This is a genomic window from Marinobacterium aestuarii (assembly GCF_001651805.1).
In the GTDB taxonomy this organism is placed as follows: Bacteria; Pseudomonadota; Gammaproteobacteria; order Pseudomonadales; family Balneatricaceae; genus Marinobacterium_A; species Marinobacterium_A aestuarii.
The window spans coordinates 1600513-1619566 of record NZ_CP015839.1; the positions used below are offsets into that span (position 1 = coordinate 1600513).

Genomic DNA, 19054 nt, shown 5'->3' on the forward strand with positions numbered 1-19054 from the left:
CATGACAGCCCATAAGATACTGGACTCCCTGAGTTTTCCGCTGCACGCCATGCGCCTGATCGAGGCCAGCGCCGGCACCGGCAAGACCTACACCATAGCCGCGCTCTATCTGCGCCTGCTGCTGGGTCACGGGGCTGAGGGCAGCGCCCACGCAAGGCCGCTGGATGTCGATGAAATCCTCGTGGTGACCTTTACCGAGGCTGCTACTGGAGAGCTGCGCGACCGTGTGCGGGCGCGCATCCAGGAGGCGCGGCGTGCCTTTATGCGCGGCGCCAGCGATGATGGCTTTATCCAGGGGCTGCTGGCGGATACGCCGGATCACGCCGGTGCCGCAAGGCTGCTGGGCGATGCGGCGCGCAACATGGATCAGGCGGCCATATTCACCATCCACGGTTTCTGTCAGCGCATGCTCAAGCAGCACGCGTTTGAGAGCGGCAGCCTGTTCGATACCGAGCTGGAGCAGGATGACGCACCCCTGCTGCACGAGGCCATGCTCGACTACTGGCGCCAGCGGGTCTATACCCTGCCGGATGCCCTGGCCGACGAGGTGCTGACGCTCTGGGCCGAGCCCAGTCGGCTGCTCAAGGACATTCGGCCCCATCTGGCCACCGATGGTCTGCGGCTGGAGCCGGATCTGGCGGGGGTTGACCTGCTTGAGCAGTGGCACAAGCAGGATCTGCGCGTTACTGCCTTCAAACAGGCCTGGAGCCGCAATACGGATGATCTGCTGGCCTTGCTGCAGGTCGCCGATCTGAACGGCAACAGTTACCGCAAGGCCTCGATGCCCGTCTGGCTACAGGCCATTGATGATTACTGCGAATCGCCCCAGGTGCTGCCGGATAGCAAGCTGAGCGAAGTGCTGGAGCGCTTTTGCCAGAGCCGTCTTTACGAAAAAACCAAAAAGAACGGCGTCTCGCCCGAACATCTGTTATTTGAGCAGTTGGAGGAACTCTGCACCAGCTGGGCGCCGCTGCGCGAACTGATTCTCACCGAAGCGCTGCACGAGGTGCGTCTGCGTCTGGCGCGCAACAAGCAACAACGCCGGGTGCAGGGGTTTGACGATCTGCTCAGTGGTCTCGACCGGGCGCTGGCCTCTGTTGCCGGTGAGCGCCTGGCGACGGCCATCCGCGCGCAGTATCCCGTCGCCCTGATCGATGAATTCCAGGATACAGACCCGCAGCAGTACCGTATTTTCAGTACTCTGTATGCGGGGGCCCCGGACTGTGGCCTGTTTATGATCGGAGACCCCAAGCAGGCGATCTATGCCTTTCGCGGCGCCGATATCTTTACCTATATCCAGGCGCGCCGGGCGGTGGCGGATCACTACACGCTTGAGACCAACTGGCGCTCGGGCCAGAAGATGGTGGATGCGGTCAACCGGCTCTTTGCCCGCCATGACGCCCCCTTCATCTATGACGCGGACATTCCCTTTGTATCGGTGCGTGCTGCTGCCCATGCCGACAAGAAACCCTTGAAACTGCAGGGTGACGTGGTGCCGGCAATGACGCTCTGGCATCTGCCCGGCGAGCCTGTCGCCAAGGCCGATTACCTGGCCTGTTTTGCCGCCAGCTGCGCCAGTCAGGTGGTCACGCTGCTGGAGGGAGAGGCGACTCTGGGCGATCGGCCGCTGGAAGCCGCAGATCTGGCGGTGCTGGTGCGGGATCGCTACGAGGCGGCGGCGGTGCAGCGCGAACTGCAACGGCGTAATGTGCCTTCGGTGTATCAGTCGGGCCGCGACAGTGTTTTCAGTACCCAGGAAGCCATCGACCTTTACCGCATTTTGCAGGCTGTGCAGGAGCCGCAGCAGGAGCGCTATCTGCGTACGGCCCTGGCCAGTGGGCTTTTGCTGCAGGATGCGGCGGCGCTGAACGCCCTGAATGAGGATGAGCGCTGCTGGGAAGCGCTGGTGGCGCAGTTTATGGATTATCACCTGCGCTGGGAGAATCTTGGCGTGCTGGCGATGGTGCACCAGCTGCTGGAGCAGCGCAAGCTCGCGCCGGCCCTGCTGGCGCTGCCGGGCGGTGAGCGCCGCCTGACGGACCTGCTGCATTTGGCGGAGCTGCTGCAGGAAGCCAGTCAGCAGCTGGAGGGTATGCCGGGGCTGATGCGCTGGTTTGGTGAGCACCTGCAAAACCCCAATAGCGCCAGCACCGCGCAGCAGCTGCGCCTGGAGAGCGACCGCAACCGCGTGACCCTGGTGACCATTCACAAGTCCAAGGGGCTGGAGTATCCGGTGGTGCTGTTGCCCTTTCCCAACAGTTTCCGGGTCGCCTCCACCGCCCTGTATCACGATGAAGACCAGGGCACTGTGCTGGATCTCAGCGGTGCCAGGGAGTCCATGGAGCAGGCCGATGGCGAGCGCCTGGCCGAGGATCTGCGGCTGCTCTACGTGGCCCTGACCCGCTCGGTGCACGCCTGCTACCTGGGTATCAGTGATATCAGGCTTGGCCGTGGCAACAAGAGTGTGCTGCCGGCCAGCGCGCTGGGCTATCTGTTGCTGCGTGGCGCCAGCCCCGCCGAGCTGAGCGCCTGTCTGAAGGATTTCGCCAGCGCAGCAGGTATTGCGTTATGCGAGCCACCGCTGCACGAGCGCAGCCTGCAGACTCCATCGCAAGGTGAGGTGACACTGCAGGCGCGGGCGTTTCGCACCGCCATTTTGCGCAACTGGCGTATCGCCAGCTACTCGGGGCTGAGTTCCCATGGCCGCAGCCAGACTCTCACCGAGTTGCCGGGGCTGGATCTGGAGGTTGTCGCCGAGGCTGATAGCGCGGCGCCTCTGATTGAACAGGCGGATATATTCAGTTTCCCCAAAGGGGCCCGCGCCGGTACCTTCCTGCACGGGCTCTTCGAGCAGCTGGATTTCCCCGATGCCCGCGGGGCTGTATTGGCGCAGGTGGTACAGCAGCGTCTGCAGCTGGAGGGTTATGACCCTTTGTGGCAGCCGGTGCTGGAGCAACTGGTGGCCGATGTGCTGGATGCGCCCCTGGATGCTGACGGTGTTTGCCTGCGCCAGGTGGCGGCGGCCGATCGGCTGGTGGAACTGGAGTTCCTGTTGCCGGTGGCGGGGCTCGACTGCCGCGCCCTGAATCGTTTGCTGGCCGAGGGCGATGCGCTCTCGGCCAGGGCCGGCCTGCTGCAGTTTGACCGCGTGCAGGGCATGCTCAAGGGGTTTGTCGACCTGGTGTTCCGCGTCGATGAGCGCTATTACATCGCCGATTACAAATCCAACCATCTGGGGCATGACACCCAAGCCTATGCACAGGAGGCACTGGAGGGCGCCATGCTCGAGCACCGCTACGATCTGCAGTATCAGCTCTATACCCTGGCGCTGCACCGGCTGCTGCGCCAGCGCCTGCCGGATTACGATTACGACACCCACATGGGCGGGGTCTTCTATCTGTTTGTGCGCGGCATGCGTGTCGGTGCACAGGAGCGCCCTGGCGTGTTTCAGCGCAGGCCCGACAGAGCCCTGATAGAATCCCTCGACCGGCTCTTTGCCGGCCAGAGTCTAACCCTGGCGGAGGCCTGAGCGATGCAGATACTGAAGCTGTTGCAGAGCGCCGTTGTGCCCGGAGGCCTGCGTTCGCTGGATGTGCAGTTTGCACGCTTTGTGCACCAGACCGGCCATTGTCAGGATCCCAATCTGCTGCTGCTGGCGGCGCTCACCAGTTTTGAGCTTGGGCGCGGCAATGTTTGTCTGCCGCTGGCGGCGGTGCCTGACTTGCTGCACAGTCTCGCGCCTGGCCTGGGTGAGCAGCTGCGGCCCTGGTTCAGTGGCACGCCGGACCCGGCTGCCGGTGGTGCAGTACTGTCTGCTGGTGAGCGCCTGACGCCGCTGGTGCTGGAGCTGGATCGGCTCTACCTGCAGCGTTACTGGCGTTTCGAATGTGATGTCGCAGGCTTTCTGTTGCAGCGAAGTGAGCCGCTGGAGGTTGATCCCAATACACTTAGACGCTCGCTGGAGCTGCTGTTTGGCGCAGGCACTGCGGAGCCGGACTGGCAGAGGGTTGCGGCGGCGGCGGCGGTGAATCGGCGCTTCTCGGTCATCAGTGGCGGGCCCGGCACCGGCAAGACCACCACGGTAATCAAGTTGCTGGCGCTCTATATCGAGCAGCAGCTGGCGGTGGGGGCCAGGCCGCGCATTCGCCTGGCGGCGCCGACCGGCAAGGCCGCCGCCCGCATGGCGGAGTCCATCTCGGCGGCGCGGGCAGGACTCAATCTGGCCGACGAGGTGGCCCGCCTGATCCCGCAGGACGCCTCGACCCTGCACCGGCTGCTCGGCGTACGCCCGGGCAGTCGCGGCTTTCGCCATAACACCGACAACCCGTTGCATCTGGATCTGCTGATCGTGGATGAAGCCTCGATGGTGGATTTGCCGATGATGGCGCGCTTGCTGGCGGCATTGCCAGACAGTGCGCGGCTGATCCTGATCGGTGACCGCGATCAGCTGGCCTCGGTGGAGGCGGGCAGCGTGCTGGGGGATATCTGCAGCTGGACGGGCGAGTTGCGTTACGGCCAGGCGCAGGCCGATTATCTGGCCCAGGCCTGCAGGCTTGATAGTGCTGTGCTGGTGGCGCAGGACGCAAGACCCATCGCGGATTCCCTGGCGCAGCTGCGCACCAGCTACCGCTTTGGTGTGAATAGCGGCATCGGGCGCCTGGCCCGGGCGGTCAACCAGGGGGATGGGGCGCAGTTTGAGGCGCTATGGCAGGGGGGCTTTGCCGATATCGTCTGGCACGGGTTGGACAGTGCCGGCTATCAGACGCTGATTGATCGCTGTGTGCAGGGCTACCGGGATTATCTGCAGGCGATAGCGGCACGGCAGCCGGCGGCGCAGGTGCTGGCGGCATTCAACCGTTTTCAGCTGCTCTGTGCGTTGCGCAACGGGCCCTATGGCGTGGCGGGTCTGAATGAGCGTATAGAGCAGGCGCTGACCGCCGCCGGGCTTATTGCGCCCGGCGCCAGCTGGTATGCCGGGCGGCCGGTGATCGTCACCTGCAACGACAGGGCGCTGGATCTTTTCAACGGCGATATCGGTATCACCATGGAAAATGCCGAGGGTGAGTTGCGGGTCTGGTTTGATCAGGGGGGCGAGGTGCGGGCGCTGTTGCCCAGTCGCATGCCGGAACATGACACTGTCTATGCCATGACGGTACACAAGTCGCAGGGATCCGAATTCGATCAGACGTTGCTGTTGCTGCCCCCTGAGGATGCGCCGGTGCTGACGCGGGAGTTGCTCTATACGGGGATCACGCGGGCGCGCAAACAATTCGAACTTTATGCGCCGGATTACCTGCTGAAAAGGGTTATTGCGCGGCGTACGCAGCGGGCCAGCGGTTTGGCTGGCCGGCTATGGGGCTGAGCCCGGCGGTCTAGCGTCGGGGCCTGCGGTCTTCGCTTATCCGTATCGGGATGAGGCGGGGTTCCGGCCTGGCGCGGTGTTTGGCGGATGTTGCCACTATCATCAGGCCACCTGCAAGTAACGCGAGTATTGTCAGAGTAAGCATGGCATGCCTCCGTTTCAGACATAGTGTGCTGTGAATCAGCGCATGCGCCAGGCCCTTTGCCCGAACAACATGTTCCCTTTGTACCAGTTCTGCGCCCACTATGACAGCGCCGGGTGACGTGGACCTGCCTTGGCTGCCGGTCAGGTCAGGCCGGGGTCTGTTGCAGCAGACGCGCAAATTCAGTGTAGCCGCCGATGTGCTGTTGGCCATGAAATATCTGCGGCACGGTGAGCACGGGCTTGCCGATGGTCTTTTCCAGGTCAGCCTTGCTGATGCCCTCGCGCTGAATATCGATATAGCGATAGTTGAGGGATTTGATGTCGCACAGCTCTTTGGCACGGCGGCAGTAGCCGCAGCCTTCACGGCCGAAAATGGTAATGCGTTCCATAGTGCTGCTCCTGTCAGTTAGTGCTGGCCAGTAGAACACAGGGGCTTGAAGTGCGACCAATTGGGCATCGCAATGAGGATGATTATTGCAGACTATCGCTGGGGGGCTGAGGAGCGAGTTGAAGTACCTGCTCGAGCCAGTCGCTGTCGTGCAGCAGGTCGCGCAGGCGGTACTGGTTCATGTATTCGATCATATGGTGCAGGGAGGCGGCCAGAATCTGGCGCCAGCGGCACTGCGTCGACAATATGCATAGGGGCTGCTCGCAGCGAGCGAGTTCCGTATCGGTTTCAAACGAGACCACCAGGTCACCCATGCGGTAGTCCAGGGTGTCGGTATTGATCATCATGCCACCGTGGCGTCCGCGAACTGTGGTGATCAGACCCTGGGCGGCAAAGCGGTTGACGATTTTGGCCAGGTTGTTGGATGAGATATCCAGCGCAGACGCCAGCTGCGCGACGGTGCAGAGTTTGCTCCGAGGGGCGGTGGCAAGGTAGATGAGTACGCGTATGGCGTAGTCGGTCTGCTTGGTGAGTTGCATAGGTGTGGCTGTCTATTGATCACGTATTACACAGGCGTCGCATTATCTATGCCCTTTAATGAATATTCAATCAAAAACGCACCGAATGGCAAAACAATCGACGCGAAATAGCGACAGTCAGCCGGTGACTGCCACTATCTGAGCAGCGATCTGCTGGGTGATCAGAACCAGTCAGTGTTGCGTTTGCGGCGTTTCGGGAAGTAGGGAATAAGCAGTCCGAGCAGCACGCCGCCCAGTGCCACCAGGCCGCCGTGGGTGAGCCAGCGCATCAGGTTGCTGTCATCCATGTTCTCGATCTGGTTGTTCAGGTCCTTGATCTGGCGATTAAGCTGGTCGCGCTCGCCATCGTAGGACTGGTTGCGGGTCTTGATATCGGCCAGTTCCGAGCGCAGGCGTTCGATCTCATCGGCCTGTTGCACGGTCGTGGTGCTTTTTTCATTCAGGGCGGCCTGCAGTTCCGGCAACCGGGCCAGGGTGCTTTGCCCTTCGGTGATCTGATCACCGGGCAGCCAGCCTGTACGGCCGTTTTCCAGCTTGACCTGGATATAGTCGGTGCTGGCGTCGCGCTTGAGAATTTCCACGGCATCGCCGCTGCGAATCCGGCCGGCAATGCGGTACTGATTGCTCGGGCCACTGTGATAGAAGGTGTAAACGTCGTCGGCGACATGGCCTGGTTGAGCGAAAACCGGCTGCAGGCAAAGGGAGGCGAGCAGAATGAGGCCGGTGGCGAGTCGTGTCGGGGTGCGTGAGTCCGGAAGTATAATCATTGAGTTTCGAAAGTCGTTGTCCTTGGTTGCCGGGTTGCCTGCCGATGGAGCGGGCTTGAATGTGATGCCGCCTGTGCGGCGCAGAGTCTCAGTATCTGACGTATAACCGCTGTCCAAGGTTCCTGATTATAGTTCCGAAAAAAAATCCTGAAACCCTGTAACGTCACAACGGTTGCGATCGTGGTGGATTTTATTATCCTATGTCGCCATCGGGCGTCATTTGGCCGCGCGACGGCGGTAGCTTGTCGCGCTAACCCGACAGTATTGGGTCTGTTCGAGTGCCAGGGGTGGCTGGAGCGGGAAGCGGTTTTTTTTCAATTTACGGAGTGAGTGTATGGATACGTTCTATGCAGACTACATTGATGCCTATGCTGTGCCCTGGGCGATCAATATTTTCTTTGCGCTGGCCATCTTTCTGGTGGGCCGGGGGCTGGCCAAGCTGGTACTGAATCTGCTCGACCGGATTCTGCGCAAGGCCAGGGTTGACCAGATGCTGATCAACTTCATCAGTGCGATCAGCAATGTGCTGATGCTGCTGTTCGTGATTGTCGCCGCGGTGGATCAGCTGGGTGTGGATACGACATCGCTGATTGCCGTGGTGGGTGCGGCGGGTCTGGCGGTTGGTCTGGCACTGCAGGATTCGCTGAAGAACTTTGCCGCCGGTGTGCTGCTGATCGTGTTCCGTCCGTTCAAGGAAGGGGACTTCATCGAGGCCGGTGGTGTGTCGGGTATTGTTGAGCATATTTCCATTTTCAGCACCATCATGCGTACCGGCGACAACCGTGAGGTTGTGGTGCCCAATGGCGGTATCTATAGTGGCGTGATCATCAATTACTCCAAACGCGCTACACGTCGCGTTGATATGGTATTCGGTATTGGTTATGACGCCGACCTGCTCAAGGCCAAGCGCATCTTCGGCGAAATTCTGGCCGCAGACGAGCGTGTACTGGCCGAACCTGCACCGGTCATTGCCGTGGCGGCACTGGCGGACAGCAGCGTGAACTTCAATGTGCGTCCCTGGGTCAAGAGTGCCGATTACTGGCCTGTGCTTTGGGATACCACAGAAAAAGTGAAGCTGCGCCTGGATGCGGAAGGCATCAGTATTCCGTTTCCGCAGATGGATGTTCATCTGCACAAGCAGGATGCCTGATCGGCCTGCTGCCCATTACGGGTAGCCCCTCATACAAAGACCGCCTGTTGGCGGTCTTTTGCGTTAAGGGCTCTGTGATCTGGGTTGGCGTCTTGCCTGGGGCCGAGCCTACAGCTGATCCTCGGCCCGCAGGGCGCCGAGTTCCCGGCGTAGCAGCTCGTTTTCCTGCAGCAGTTTCTGGGCATCGATACGGTAGCGGAAAATATCCGTATAGCGCTCTTCCAGTTTGGTTTCGAGCTGGCTGATCTCGTTTTTCTGCTGCTTGATATTCTGTTCCAGCTTTTCGATGCTGCGTTGCAGTTCGCTCACCATACCGTAATGGTCCGCAGAACCCTGGGCTGCGGCACTGGGGCTGTTGAGCGCAGATGCCGTCAGGTGCGGGCCATTGAGTTCGCTCACTATATGGCTGTAGAGCGCTTTCAGGTCGGCAGCTTCGCGGTCACTGTAGTGGATTGAGGCTTCGATGGCGCTGTGGGCGCTGGCGGCGCCGATGGCACCGGCCAGGATATGTTCCAGCGAGCGATGAAACTCTACCAGTTCGATAATGGTGATATGGGGCTTGTCGGCCACCTGCAAGTCCTGCAGCAGGTTGTGCACTGCAGCTTCTGCCTTGTCGCTGCTGAGGTATTTGGCCAGCAGGCTGCGGGCTTCGGCGATCTTGGGGGCGAGGTCGATGTAGGCATGCAGCCCGGTGTGACGGGCCCGGCTGCGGTGCTGCTGTGGCAGCATGGCAGAGAGGAAGTCGCTGGTGAGGGTGCGCTCGCCCTTGCCGGGGCTGTAGAGCAGTGAGCCCAGCACATAGGCGCCGATATTGATCAGGAGTGACCAGAATACGCTGTGGGTAAGGGTTGGCAGGCCGTCAAGCCCGAGCAGCGCTTCGGGGCGCAGCTGTGTTATGCCCCAGGGGCCCTCGGTCAGCAGGCCAGGTTCATACCAGCCCTGGCGAATAAAGGTGGGCAGTGCCAGGGTATAACACCAGATCAGGAAGCCGACGCACAGGCCCGCCAGCGCACCGGCACTGTTGCCGCGCTTCCAGAACAGACCGCCAAAGAGTGCCGGCGCGAACTGCAGTACCGCGGCGAAGGACAGCAGGCCAATGGTCACCAGCAGGTAGGACTCGGCGAATTCGACGGCAAAGCCGTAGGCCGACACCAGAATCAGCGCGATAAGCACCCAGCGCACCTGCAGCAGAGAACCCCGCGCCCGCCTGAGGCCCGGGGTGCGTTCGAACAGAGGCAGCAGCAGGTGATTCGAGGCCATGGTGGCCAGCGTCATGGTGGTGACCAGCACCATGGCCGTGGCTGCCGAGAAACCGCCGATAAACACCAGCAGCGTCAGGGCCTGCTCACCGGCCTGCTGCGGAATCAGCAGCACATAGAAATCCGCCATGCTGATGGGCAGGTCGCTGATCAGGCCAGCACCGGCAATGGGCAATACAAACAGGTTGATCAGAATCAGGTACAGCGGGAACAGCCACATGGCGGTCTTGATATGCTGCTGATCCGAGTTTTCCACCACCGCCACATGAAACTGGCGCGGTAACAGCTGAATGCCGGCGAAGCTCAGGATAATGAAGGTCAGCCAGGTGAGGCCATCGCCCTTGTAGCTGCTGATCCGGGTCAGGTGGCGCAGGTCACCTTCGCTCAGGCGCTCCAGCAGGGGCGTCAGGCCGCCAAATACCGTCAGGGTGACGAAGACGCCTATGGCCATAAAGGCGACCAGCTTGACCACGCACTCCACGGCCAGCACCGTGATCATGCCCGGGTGGCGCTCGGTGGGGTCCAGCCTGCGGGCGCCGAACACGATGGTAAAGATAATCATCACCAGGGTGACCATCAGGCCCGTAAAACCGCCGACACCCGGATTGTTGCCCGATGTGATCAGGTTGAAGGAGCTGATGATGGCTTCGAGCTGCAGGGCTATATAGGGCAGGGCGCCGATCAGTGCGATCAGGGTAACGGCGGCGGCGATGGTCTGGGAGCGGTTGTAGCGGGTGGAGATAAAGTCGGCAATGCTGGTGATATGGAAGGTTTCCTTGGCGGCCACCATGGGGCGCAGGATGACCCACCAGAGCGCGATGGCGATCAGTGCGCCGGCATAGATGCCCAGAAACAGCAGTCCCGAGTGACTGGCCAGGCCCACGCTGCCATAGAAAGTCCAGGAGGTGGCATAGACCGCCAGCGACAGCGCATAGATCCAGGGGCCGCGCTTGGCCTGGCCGTTGCGCTCAACGCGTTTTTCCACCAGTTGCGCAATGCTGAACAGAATGCCCATGTAGAGCAGCACCACGATAGTGACCGTTGTCGGAGAAAACATGGATGCAGGTGCCTGTGGTCAGCGCTATGGGAGTGTTTATTTAATAGCTGCTGCGGGCGAGGGGGTCAATCGGTGTGGTGCTGCTATTGCACTTTAAATCGAACTTAAGTGGCTGAATTTGCGTATGTAGCGGCGGGCTTGAGTGTTAGATCAGGGGCGATCAAGGGGCGTTGCAGGTGTCTGGGCGGCCTCGGGGTTGGCCGATTTTGTAGCACAGCGATCGGGCACCAGATCGACGCCACCGGGGTGCAGCGGGTGGCACTTGGCGATGCGCTTGAGTGTCAGCCAGCCGCCTTTGGCGGGGCCGTGGAGCTGAATGGCTTCAATGCCATAGCTGGAACAGCTGGGGTAAAAGCGGCATCGGGGCCCGATAATAGGGCTGATTACCAGTTGGTAGGCGCGGATAGGGGCGATCAGCAGCCAGCGCATAGTGTATGACTCCCGGGTGATGGAAGCCCCCTAGCATAGGGAAAAACAGCGCTGCAGGAAAGCGCGCAGGCGGGGCCTGCGCGCTGTGCGGTATAGCCTGTCAGTTAGCTGGCCAGTGCCTGGATGTCGTCAAAGGCATCAGGCGCTGGCTGTGACTTTGGGGCAGTCTGGCCCTCGTCCAGCTGCAGCACAGACAGGGTGCGGCTACGTACTTGCTCCAGCAGCTGCGTATTCTGCATCAGATCCTGCTGGTACGACGGCACCATGGTGCGGATTTTTTCCTGCCAGGCCGGGGTTGCCAGCTTATCGGCAAAGCAGCGCTCGATAATACCGATCATGGCGCTGACAGCCGTGGAGGCGCCCGGGGATGCGCCCAGCAGGGCCGACAGGCTGCCATCAGCGGAGGTGATCACTTCGGTGCCGAATTCCAGCTTGCCGCCTTTCTCGGCGTCTTTCTTGATGATCTGCACTCGCTGCCCGGCGTGGGACAGGGTCCAGTCTTCAGTGCGCGCCTGGGGGTAGAACTTGCGCAGTGCCTCGATCCTGGCGTCATGGGACTGCAATACTTCGCTGATCAGGTAGCGGGTCAGGTCCATGTTGTTCATGCCCACGGACAGCATGGGTTTGATGTTGTTCAGGCGCACGCTCTTGAGCAGATCCAGGTTGGATCCGCGTTTGAGAAACTTGGTGGTGAAGCCTGCAAAGGGGCCAAACAGCAGCGCTTTTTCACCGTCGATAATGCGGGTATCCAGATGGGGTACCGACATGGGGGGCGCGCCAATGGGGGCCTTGCCGTAGACCTTGGCCAGGTGCTGGCTGACAATCTCGGGTTTCTTGCAGACCAGCCACTGGCCGCTGACCGGGAAGCCGCCGTAGCCGTCGCCTTCGGCAATGCCGGATTTTTGCAGCAGGGGCAGAGCACCGCCGCCTGCGCCCAGGAAGACGAAGCGGGCACGAATCTGTTCCGTGCCGCCGCTCTGGCTGTTCTTCAGCTTCACGTCCCACTGGCCATCGGCCTGCTGCTTGAGATCGGCTACGGTACGCGCGAGCAGCAACTCGAAACCGGTCTGGGTTTGCAGGTTCTGTGTCATGCAGCGTGTCAGGGAACCGAAGTCGACGTCCGAGCCGTAGCGTACGCGGGTTCCTGCGACTTTTTCATCCGGGCTGCGGTTCTGCATGATCAGAGGCATCCACTGGCGCAGAACCGCGTGGTCTTCGCTGTATTCCATGGCGGCAAAGGCCGGGTGGGCACTGAGGGTTGCATGGCGCTTGCGCAGGAAGTCGACGTTTTCCTCGCCCCAGACGAAGCTCTGGTGCGGCGTGGCATTGATAAAGTTTTTCGGCGCCGGCAATAGCTGCTGTTCCACCAGATAAGACCAGAACTGCAGGCTGACTTCAAAGGCGTTATTGATGGTGAAGGCCTTGCGGGTGTCGATGCTGCCATCAGCCGTCAGGGGAGCGTAATTCAGTTCGCAGTAGGCTGCGTGACCGGTACCGGCGTTGTTCCAGCCGTCGGTGCTTTCCTGGGCAACCTGGTCCAGGCGCTCAACCATGCTGATGCTGAGGTTCGGATCCAGCTGTTTGAGTAGCGTGCCCAGGGTTGCGCTCATTGCGCCGGCCCCGACGAGCAGTACGTCTACGGATTTTGCAGTCATGATAACTCCGCCTCTTAGATAGTTGATCATGGAGTTGAGACGCTGCGGTTATGGGCTTTTGGCCCTTTCCTGAAGCTTGTCGCCCTGCTGGGCGGCCCTCTTCGGGGTATTCCGCGGTCTCGGTCCCGTTCGCTATGGAGCGGCTGATGTTCTTGTTCGGCGCTCATCAGGTCGCCGTGGCATCAGCCGGAGAATTCCTGTCTGCGTTTGGGCAGCAGGGCGCTTGGCAGCTTTAAAAAAGGTGCTTGCGCCCGTCAGATCCGGGTCTGTTCGGTCGGTTCAAAACACGGATTGATCTGGCTGAAGGCTTTATTATTATCTTTCGCAGTTGCGACGCATTATAAGTCAGGAGCGACGGAAGGAAACGCGGCCATCTTTTATAGTGTCTATAACACAGCGGTTTCATGAGGGTGTAACGCAGCTGCGGTAGGGCCTGCAGAGGCTATTTATACTTTGGTATGGCGGGTCTGAAAGAGGACTTTCGAAGGGGCAATGCCCCGGCGCGGCGGCCGGGACATTGCTGGGTCGCAAAAGCGGTACTGTATCAGAGGTGCTCTTCGGCGTAGCGTGCCAGGCGGGAGCGGAAGATGCCTTCGAAGTGGACGTTGGCAGAGCCTTCGAACCCCTTGAAGCGTTCAACGATATAGGTCAGGCCCGAGGTCAGGGCGGTCAGGTAGTTGGAGTCGATCTGCGCCAGGTTGCCCAGACAGATCATCTTGGTGCCCTTGCCGCAGCGGGTGATGATGGTCTTGAGCTGCTGCGGTGTCAGGTTCTGGGCTTCGTCGACGATGACCACCGCATCCTGAATGCTGCGACCGCGAATGAAGTTCAGCGACTTGAACTGGATATTGGCCTTTTCAATGGCGTACTTGACGCTGCTCTGGGGGCGCTCGTCATGCTCGTGCATGGCCTCGAGGTTGTCGTGAATGGAACTGAGCCAGGGGGTCATTTTCTCCTCTTCGGTGCCGGGCAGGAAGCCGATATCCTCGGCCACTGGCGGCGTGGAACGGGTGACTATAATCTTGTTGAAGCGCTTCTGCTCGATCACCATTTCCAGCGCGCAGGCCAGCGCAATCAGGGTTTTGCCCGAACCCGCTGCGCCATTGAGCAGGCACATGTCGACCGTTGGGTCCAGCAGGGACTGCATGGCAAAGGCCTGGTACAGCGTGATGGGGGTGATGCCCCAGCAGTTCTGCTGCATCAGGTGGCTGTAGCCCAAGTCCAGCAGTACCACCTTGTCGTCCTCAATTGAAATGGTGCGGGCGGCGAAGTCCTTGCTGTCGTCGTAAACGTATTCGTTGGGGTAGGTGTGGGGCAGCATTTCCCGGTTGACACGGTGATAGGTGCGATCGCCATCGCGGTAGCTGTCAACCTGCTCGATGCGGTCCCAGAAATTGCCCTCTATCTTCTGGTGCCCGGCGGGCAGCAGGTCGAGATCGGAGATCAGCTGATCGGTGCGGTAGTCTTCAACTTTCAGCAATCCGGCCCCAAGGGCCTTGAGCCGCATGTTGATGTCTTTGGTGACCAGGATGATGTCGCGGTGTGGGTTGGTCGCCTGCAGGTGCAGGGCGCAGTTGATGATCTGGTTGTCCTTGTTCTTGTCGGCGGGCAGAAAGCCCTGGCGCGCACCCAGTTCGTGGTCGGGGAAGATGCTCAGTTTGCCCAGCGGGGTTTCTCGATCGATCCCCGGCAACATGATGCGCACGCCCTTGGTGATCTGGGTGGGGCTGTTCGCGGCGCTGAGAATATTGTCGATCGCCCGGATCGCAAAGCGGGCTTCCTGCGCCACTGTTTTCTTGCGGTCCTTGATGTCATCAAGTTCCTCAAGCACGGTCATGGGGATGGTGATGTCCTGTTCCTTGAATTCGAACAGGCACTTGGGATCATGCAGCAACACGTTGGTATCGAGAATATAAAGTTTCGATGCGGTCATCGGCTTTTCCTTCAGCTGCTAGCTTGATAAGCATGCGGCTGTATCCTGCGGATCCATAAGCACAATACAGCTGCCGCACCTACACAATAGCAGTCCCAATGTTACGTGTAACCGTTCAGATGATGGCTGCGTTTAATTGGCCGTAAAAAAGTTTGCTGCCTGGGCCGTGATAAGTGGCTTGATCAAAAAATGATCTGGATCGTATTGTTTTTAAAAGGGTTATGGTGGGATCCGCGGAAATTCCCTATATTGAAGAGGGTGAACCACTGGCGTGCTGGCCCTGTCTCATGACTGTACTGCGCCAGAGTACCGACATCTGTCAGCCAGGGTCGGTGCAGGGTTTACCGGTTGGGTCGGTAGCGCATAAGGTGTGGCCGGGCTCGACATTTCAGGAATCCGATGCTCAAGGGAGGTGATATTCATGATCACCGAAGACTTCGTGACCACCAGCGTGACGCCCAGCGAGAGCCTGGCGACACTTTCCCCCGTTGAAGTTGCCAGGTTGCAGGATGCAAGCCAGGGTGGTTTGTACCGACTGTTTCGGCAGTGCTGCCTGGCGGTACTGAACTGCGGCAGTGAGCTGGATAGCACCAAGATGGTGCTTGAGCGTTACAAGAAATTTGATATCAAGATCAGCCAGAAACACCGTGGTCTGCAGCTGGATCTGATTAATGCGCCGGCCAGTGCCTTTGTGGATGGCGAAATCATCCAGGGTATACGCGAACACCTGTTTTCGGTGCTGCGCGATCTGCTTTATATCGGCGACGAGCTGGATGATTACTGCCATGGTCTGGATGAGGGTGGCACTATCACGCACACCGTCTTTCAGATTCTGCGCCATGCCGATGTTTTCCGTCCGCACGTAAAACCCAATCTGGTGGTGTGCTGGGGCGGCCACTCCATTGGCCATGACGAGTACGAATACACCAAGAAGGTGGGCTACGAGCTCGGCCTGCGGCGGTTGAATATCTGTACCGGCTGCGGCCCGGGGGCGATGAAGGGCCCCATGAAGGGGGCGGCCATCGCTCACGCCAAGCAGCGAATCCGCGATGCGCGCTATGTGGGCATTTCGGAGCCCGGTATTATTGCCGCCGAGTCGCCGAATCCAATCGTCAATGAGCTTTTGATCATGCCGGATATCGAAAAGCGGCTGGAGGCCTTTGTGCGCCTTGGACACGGCATCGTGGTCTTTCCGGGCGGCGCCGGCACGGCGGAGGAAATCCTCTACATCCTGGGTGTGCTGCTGCACGAAAAGAATAACGAGCTGCCGTTCCCGCTGATCTTTACCGGGCCCGAGGGCAGTGAAGCCTACTTCGAAACCATTGATCGTTTCCTGCGCAAGACGCTGGGCGATGCGGCGGCGAAGCGCTATGAAATCATTGTTGGCGATCCGGTCAAGGTTGCGCTGCGCATGGAGGCGGGCCTGCGTGACGTCACGGCTTATCGCAAGGCGACCAGCGAGTCCTTCCACTTCAACTGGCAGATCAGTATTCCGCTGACCTTCCAGCAACCGTTTGAACCCACCCATGACAACATGGCGACGCTGAATCTGTTCCAGGATCAGTCACCCTGCGACCTGGCGTCCAACCTGCGGCGTGCACTCTCGGGCATTGTGGCAGGCAACGTCAAGGAGCCGGGGGTACAGGCCATAGAGGAATTCGGGCCTTTCGAACTCTGTGGCGAGCCTGATCTGATGGATCCGCTGGATCAGCTGCTCAATTCCTTTGTGCAGCAGCGGCGCATGAAATTGAACTATCAGGAATACACACCCTGCTACCGCCTTACCGGGGTAGCCGGCGCCATTGCCTGAGGTCTAGCCGCCTGAAAACAGAGCGCGATAATCCGTCAGGGTTGTCGCGCTCTGTGCGTCCTGCGTTATGATACCCCGCGCCCAGTGGGCGTTTGGTTTTTGTGGCCACAGTGCGCTGTGGCCTGAGAGTAGCTGTTGCGCTGCAAGTGTCCGCTGAACTTTTGTGAACGGACTGTTGTCTTCAACCTCCTTGTCGACTCATGCGGGGGCGTGCCTTGAAAAACAAACTGATCGTTACCCTGACGACGGTGAAGGGTTCGCGGCAGTACACGCTGAACCAGGTGGCTCGTGTGCTGGTGCCAGCCTTTTTGCTGATGGCGGTGCTCAGCTTCTTCGTGTCCAATGCCTTGCTGGTAAAAACCAGTGACGATCTGGCCATTCTGGAAGAAGATCATCAGATGTTGTCCGATCAGTACGAAACCGTGCTCGGGACTCAGCAGCTCTATGTGTCTGAGTTGAACCAGCTCAGTAGTACACTCGAAGTGCTGCAGCAGGAAAATTACCGTATCGGTGAATTGAATGCCTCGCTGGACGAAAGTCTTGGCGGGCTGGAGTCGATGCTGGGCATGCCAGCCAGCGACTCCTATACGCCGGAGCAGGCTGAAGTGCTAAAAGCGACGGCCGCGCAGCGGCTGTTCCTGCTGCATAATATTCCCAACGGTGTGCCGCTGCAGGGGACCCGCATGAGCGATCGTTTTGGCATGCGTACCCATCCGGTGACGCGCAAGCGCAGTATGCACAATGGCGTCGATTTTGCGGCGACCCGGGGCACCAAGGTCTATGCCACGGCTGATGGCGTGGTGGAATTCAGTGGCCGGCAAAGTGGTTTTGGCAAGCTGGTCATCATGCAGCACAGTTTTGGTTTCAAGACTTACTTCGCACATCTGGATAAACTGAATGTCGAAGCAGGTGATCTGGTGGCCAAGGGTCAGTTGATCGCACACAGCGGAAACAGTGGTCGTTCGACCGGGCCGCATTTGCACTATGAGGTAAGGCGCCTGTTTACGGCGATTGATCCGGCACCTTTTCTGAAGTGGAATATTGCGAATTTTGACACCATCTTTACAGACGTAACGAGCGTGAAATGGGCATCCTTAAAAGAAATGTATCCGTTAAATCAGGCCGCGGTGCAGTTACCATCATCGCAGAAGGAAACCGATTCACCGGAGACATGACGGTACAGGGCAAGGTGCATGTCGACGGTGTTATCGAGGGCAAAATTGACGCCAATGATGATATTTCCATTGGCAAGACCGGCGAGGTAAAAGGGCTGGTAAAGGCCAAGCATGTACATGTCAGCGGGCGCCTCGAAGGCGAGGTGATCTGCGATATCCTCTATGTCGAGGCCGGTGGCAAGGTGCGGGCCCGGGTGCTGAGTCGGCAAATGTCGGTCGATCCCAAGGGGTGCTTTCAGGGTGAGCGGCGCGAGCAGATTCAGCAGGTGCTGGCGTTGCAGGGCGCAGCGGAAAAGCCGTATGAATTTGGTGTCGAGGCCATTGACAGTCTGCCGGATCGAATCGTGCTGGGCCGTGGCCGAGGCAAGTTCGAAGACAAGTAAGGCCCGGGAACAAGCAAGACCGCTTTTATTGCGTTGCGCGCCCAGAAGCGCTGCACGCTCACTGATCAGAGCAGACGGAGCCGTACCGATGTGTGAACTCTTGGGCATGAGTGCCAATGTACCCACCGATATCTGTTTCAGTTTCTCCGGACTGATGCAGCGAGGCGGGGCAACCGGGCCGCACCGCGACGGCTGGGGCATCGCCTTTTACGAGGGTCGGGGTGTGCGCTTTTTCCATGACCCGGCACCCAGTGTGGAATCCGCCATTGCGCGTCTGGTGCGCAGTCACCCGATCAAGAGTCATATTGTTATCAGCCATATCCGCCAGGCCAATGTCGGTCAGATCTGCCTGGAAAATACCCACCCGTTTTCCCGCGAGCTCTGGGGGCGCAGCTGGACCTACGCCCATAATGGGCAGCTGGACGCGCAGTTGTACGAATTGCCGCTGGAGTTCTATCGTCCCATCGGCACCACCGACAGCGAATATGCCTTTTGCTGGTTGCTGGGACAGGTCCGCAGCCGTTATCCCGAACAGCCCGATGACATTGCAGAGCTGAGCGACTTTATTGCCGGGCTCTGCGACCGTCTGCGCGGCTTTGGCGTGTTCAACATGCTGCTGACGGAATCACGCTATCTGTTCTGCTATTGCACCACCAAGCTGTCCTGGATTACGCGCCGGGCGCCATTCGGTGAGGCGAGGCTCAAGGATTATGAGCTGACGGTCGATTTCTGCCAGGAAACCACGCCGCTGGATGTGGTCACAGTGATAGCGACCGATCCGCTGACCGACAACGAGCGCTGGCAGGCGCTGAAAACCGGCGAGTTGTGCGTGTTTGAAAACGGTCTGGTGGTGGCGCAGCGTACTGCAGAAGTCGCATCGCAAGCGCCGGTAGGCACCCTCTAAGGCGAGCTTCACTAAAGGTGCGCGCAGGTTTTTCAGGCGCGCCGCGAGGCTCTGGATTGCAGGGCCCGTGTATCCGCCGAGTGTCTCCTTTATAATGTG

Annotated in this window: 14 protein-coding genes; 7 read left to right on the plus strand and 7 right to left on the minus strand. The window is 59.8% G+C overall.

Annotation, left to right across the window (positions count from 1 at the left end; translation table 11 throughout):
- Position 1 precedes the first annotated feature (1 nt).
- The gene (recB, locus tag A8C75_RS07125) at positions 2-3529 is read left to right on the plus strand and encodes an exodeoxyribonuclease V subunit beta (RefSeq protein WP_067380002.1); all 3528 of its coding nucleotides are present in this window, start codon (positions 2-4) and stop codon (positions 3527-3529) included.
- A gap of 3 nt (positions 3530-3532) precedes the next feature.
- Complete coding sequence (recD, locus tag A8C75_RS07130; protein WP_227819854.1) at positions 3533-5362, plus strand: exodeoxyribonuclease V subunit alpha; 1830 nt, start codon at positions 3533-3535, stop codon at positions 5360-5362.
- A gap of 290 nt (positions 5363-5652) precedes the next feature.
- On the opposite strand, the gene A8C75_RS07135 is transcribed toward recD, so the two are convergent.
- The 3 genes from A8C75_RS07135 to A8C75_RS07145 form a co-directional block, all read right to left on the minus strand.
- Positions 5653-5895: a GrxA family glutaredoxin gene (locus A8C75_RS07135; protein WP_067380004.1), complete on the minus strand. Its 243-nt coding sequence runs from the start codon at positions 5893-5895 to the stop codon at positions 5653-5655.
- An 82-nt stretch (positions 5896-5977) separates the two neighbouring features.
- Positions 5978-6433 carry an RrF2 family transcriptional regulator gene (locus tag A8C75_RS07140; RefSeq protein ID WP_067380007.1) on the minus strand — a complete coding sequence of 152 codons (456 nt, stop codon included), beginning with the start codon at positions 6431-6433 and terminating at the stop codon, positions 5978-5980.
- A gap of 161 nt (positions 6434-6594) precedes the next feature.
- On the minus strand, positions 6595-7200 hold the full coding sequence (locus A8C75_RS07145; RefSeq protein WP_067380011.1) for a TIGR04211 family SH3 domain-containing protein: 606 nt from the start codon (positions 7198-7200) through the stop codon (positions 6595-6597).
- Positions 7201-7534: 334 nt separating this feature from the next.
- Here A8C75_RS07145 and A8C75_RS07150 point away from each other — a divergent pair, with 334 nt between their 5' ends.
- Positions 7535-8350, plus strand: coding sequence for a mechanosensitive ion channel family protein (locus A8C75_RS07150; protein WP_067380014.1), 816 nt, complete (start codon positions 7535-7537; stop codon positions 8348-8350).
- Between the two features lie 108 nt (positions 8351-8458).
- Here the strand turns inward: A8C75_RS07150 and A8C75_RS07155 are convergent, their stop codons facing one another.
- The 4 genes from A8C75_RS07155 to A8C75_RS07170 form a co-directional block, all read right to left on the minus strand.
- Entirely contained in the window at positions 8459-10666 is a 2208-nt protein-coding gene (locus A8C75_RS07155) for a sodium:solute symporter family protein (RefSeq protein WP_067380017.1), read from the minus strand.
- A 150-nt stretch (positions 10667-10816) separates the two neighbouring features.
- A complete protein-coding gene (gene yidD, locus A8C75_RS07160; RefSeq protein WP_067380027.1) occupies positions 10817-11095 on the minus strand; it encodes a membrane protein insertion efficiency factor YidD in 279 nt (92 codons plus the stop codon).
- Positions 11096-11199: 104 nt separating this feature from the next.
- On the minus strand, positions 11200-12750 hold the full coding sequence (mqo, locus tag A8C75_RS07165; protein ID WP_067380030.1) for a malate dehydrogenase (quinone): 1551 nt from the start codon (positions 12748-12750) through the stop codon (positions 11200-11202).
- 544 nt (positions 12751-13294) lie between these two features.
- Positions 13295-14683 carry a PhoH family protein gene (locus tag A8C75_RS07170; RefSeq protein WP_067380033.1) on the minus strand — a complete coding sequence of 463 codons (1389 nt, stop codon included), beginning with the start codon at positions 14681-14683 and terminating at the stop codon, positions 13295-13297.
- Between the two features lie 421 nt (positions 14684-15104).
- On the opposite strand from A8C75_RS07170, the gene ppnN reads away from it, so the two are divergent.
- The 4 genes from ppnN (at position 15105) to A8C75_RS07190 (ending at position 18955) form a co-directional block, all read left to right on the plus strand.
- Positions 15105-16493, plus strand: coding sequence for a nucleotide 5'-monophosphate nucleosidase PpnN (gene ppnN, locus A8C75_RS07175; RefSeq protein ID WP_067380036.1), 1389 nt, complete (start codon positions 15105-15107; stop codon positions 16491-16493).
- Between the two features lie 215 nt (positions 16494-16708).
- Positions 16709-17668: a peptidoglycan DD-metalloendopeptidase family protein gene (locus A8C75_RS07180; RefSeq protein WP_067387064.1), complete on the plus strand. Its 960-nt coding sequence runs from the start codon at positions 16709-16711 to the stop codon at positions 17666-17668.
- Positions 17665-18051 (plus strand): bactofilin family protein, encoded by a 387-nt coding sequence (locus A8C75_RS07185; RefSeq protein ID WP_067380039.1) that lies wholly within the window; start codon positions 17665-17667, stop codon positions 18049-18051. Before A8C75_RS07180 ends, A8C75_RS07185 begins: the two co-directional genes overlap by 4 nt.
- Before the next feature lie 88 nt (positions 18052-18139).
- Positions 18140-18955, plus strand: a complete 816-nt coding sequence (locus A8C75_RS07190) for a class II glutamine amidotransferase (RefSeq protein ID WP_067380042.1) — start codon at positions 18140-18142, stop codon at positions 18953-18955.
- Positions 18956-19054 lie beyond the last annotated feature (99 nt).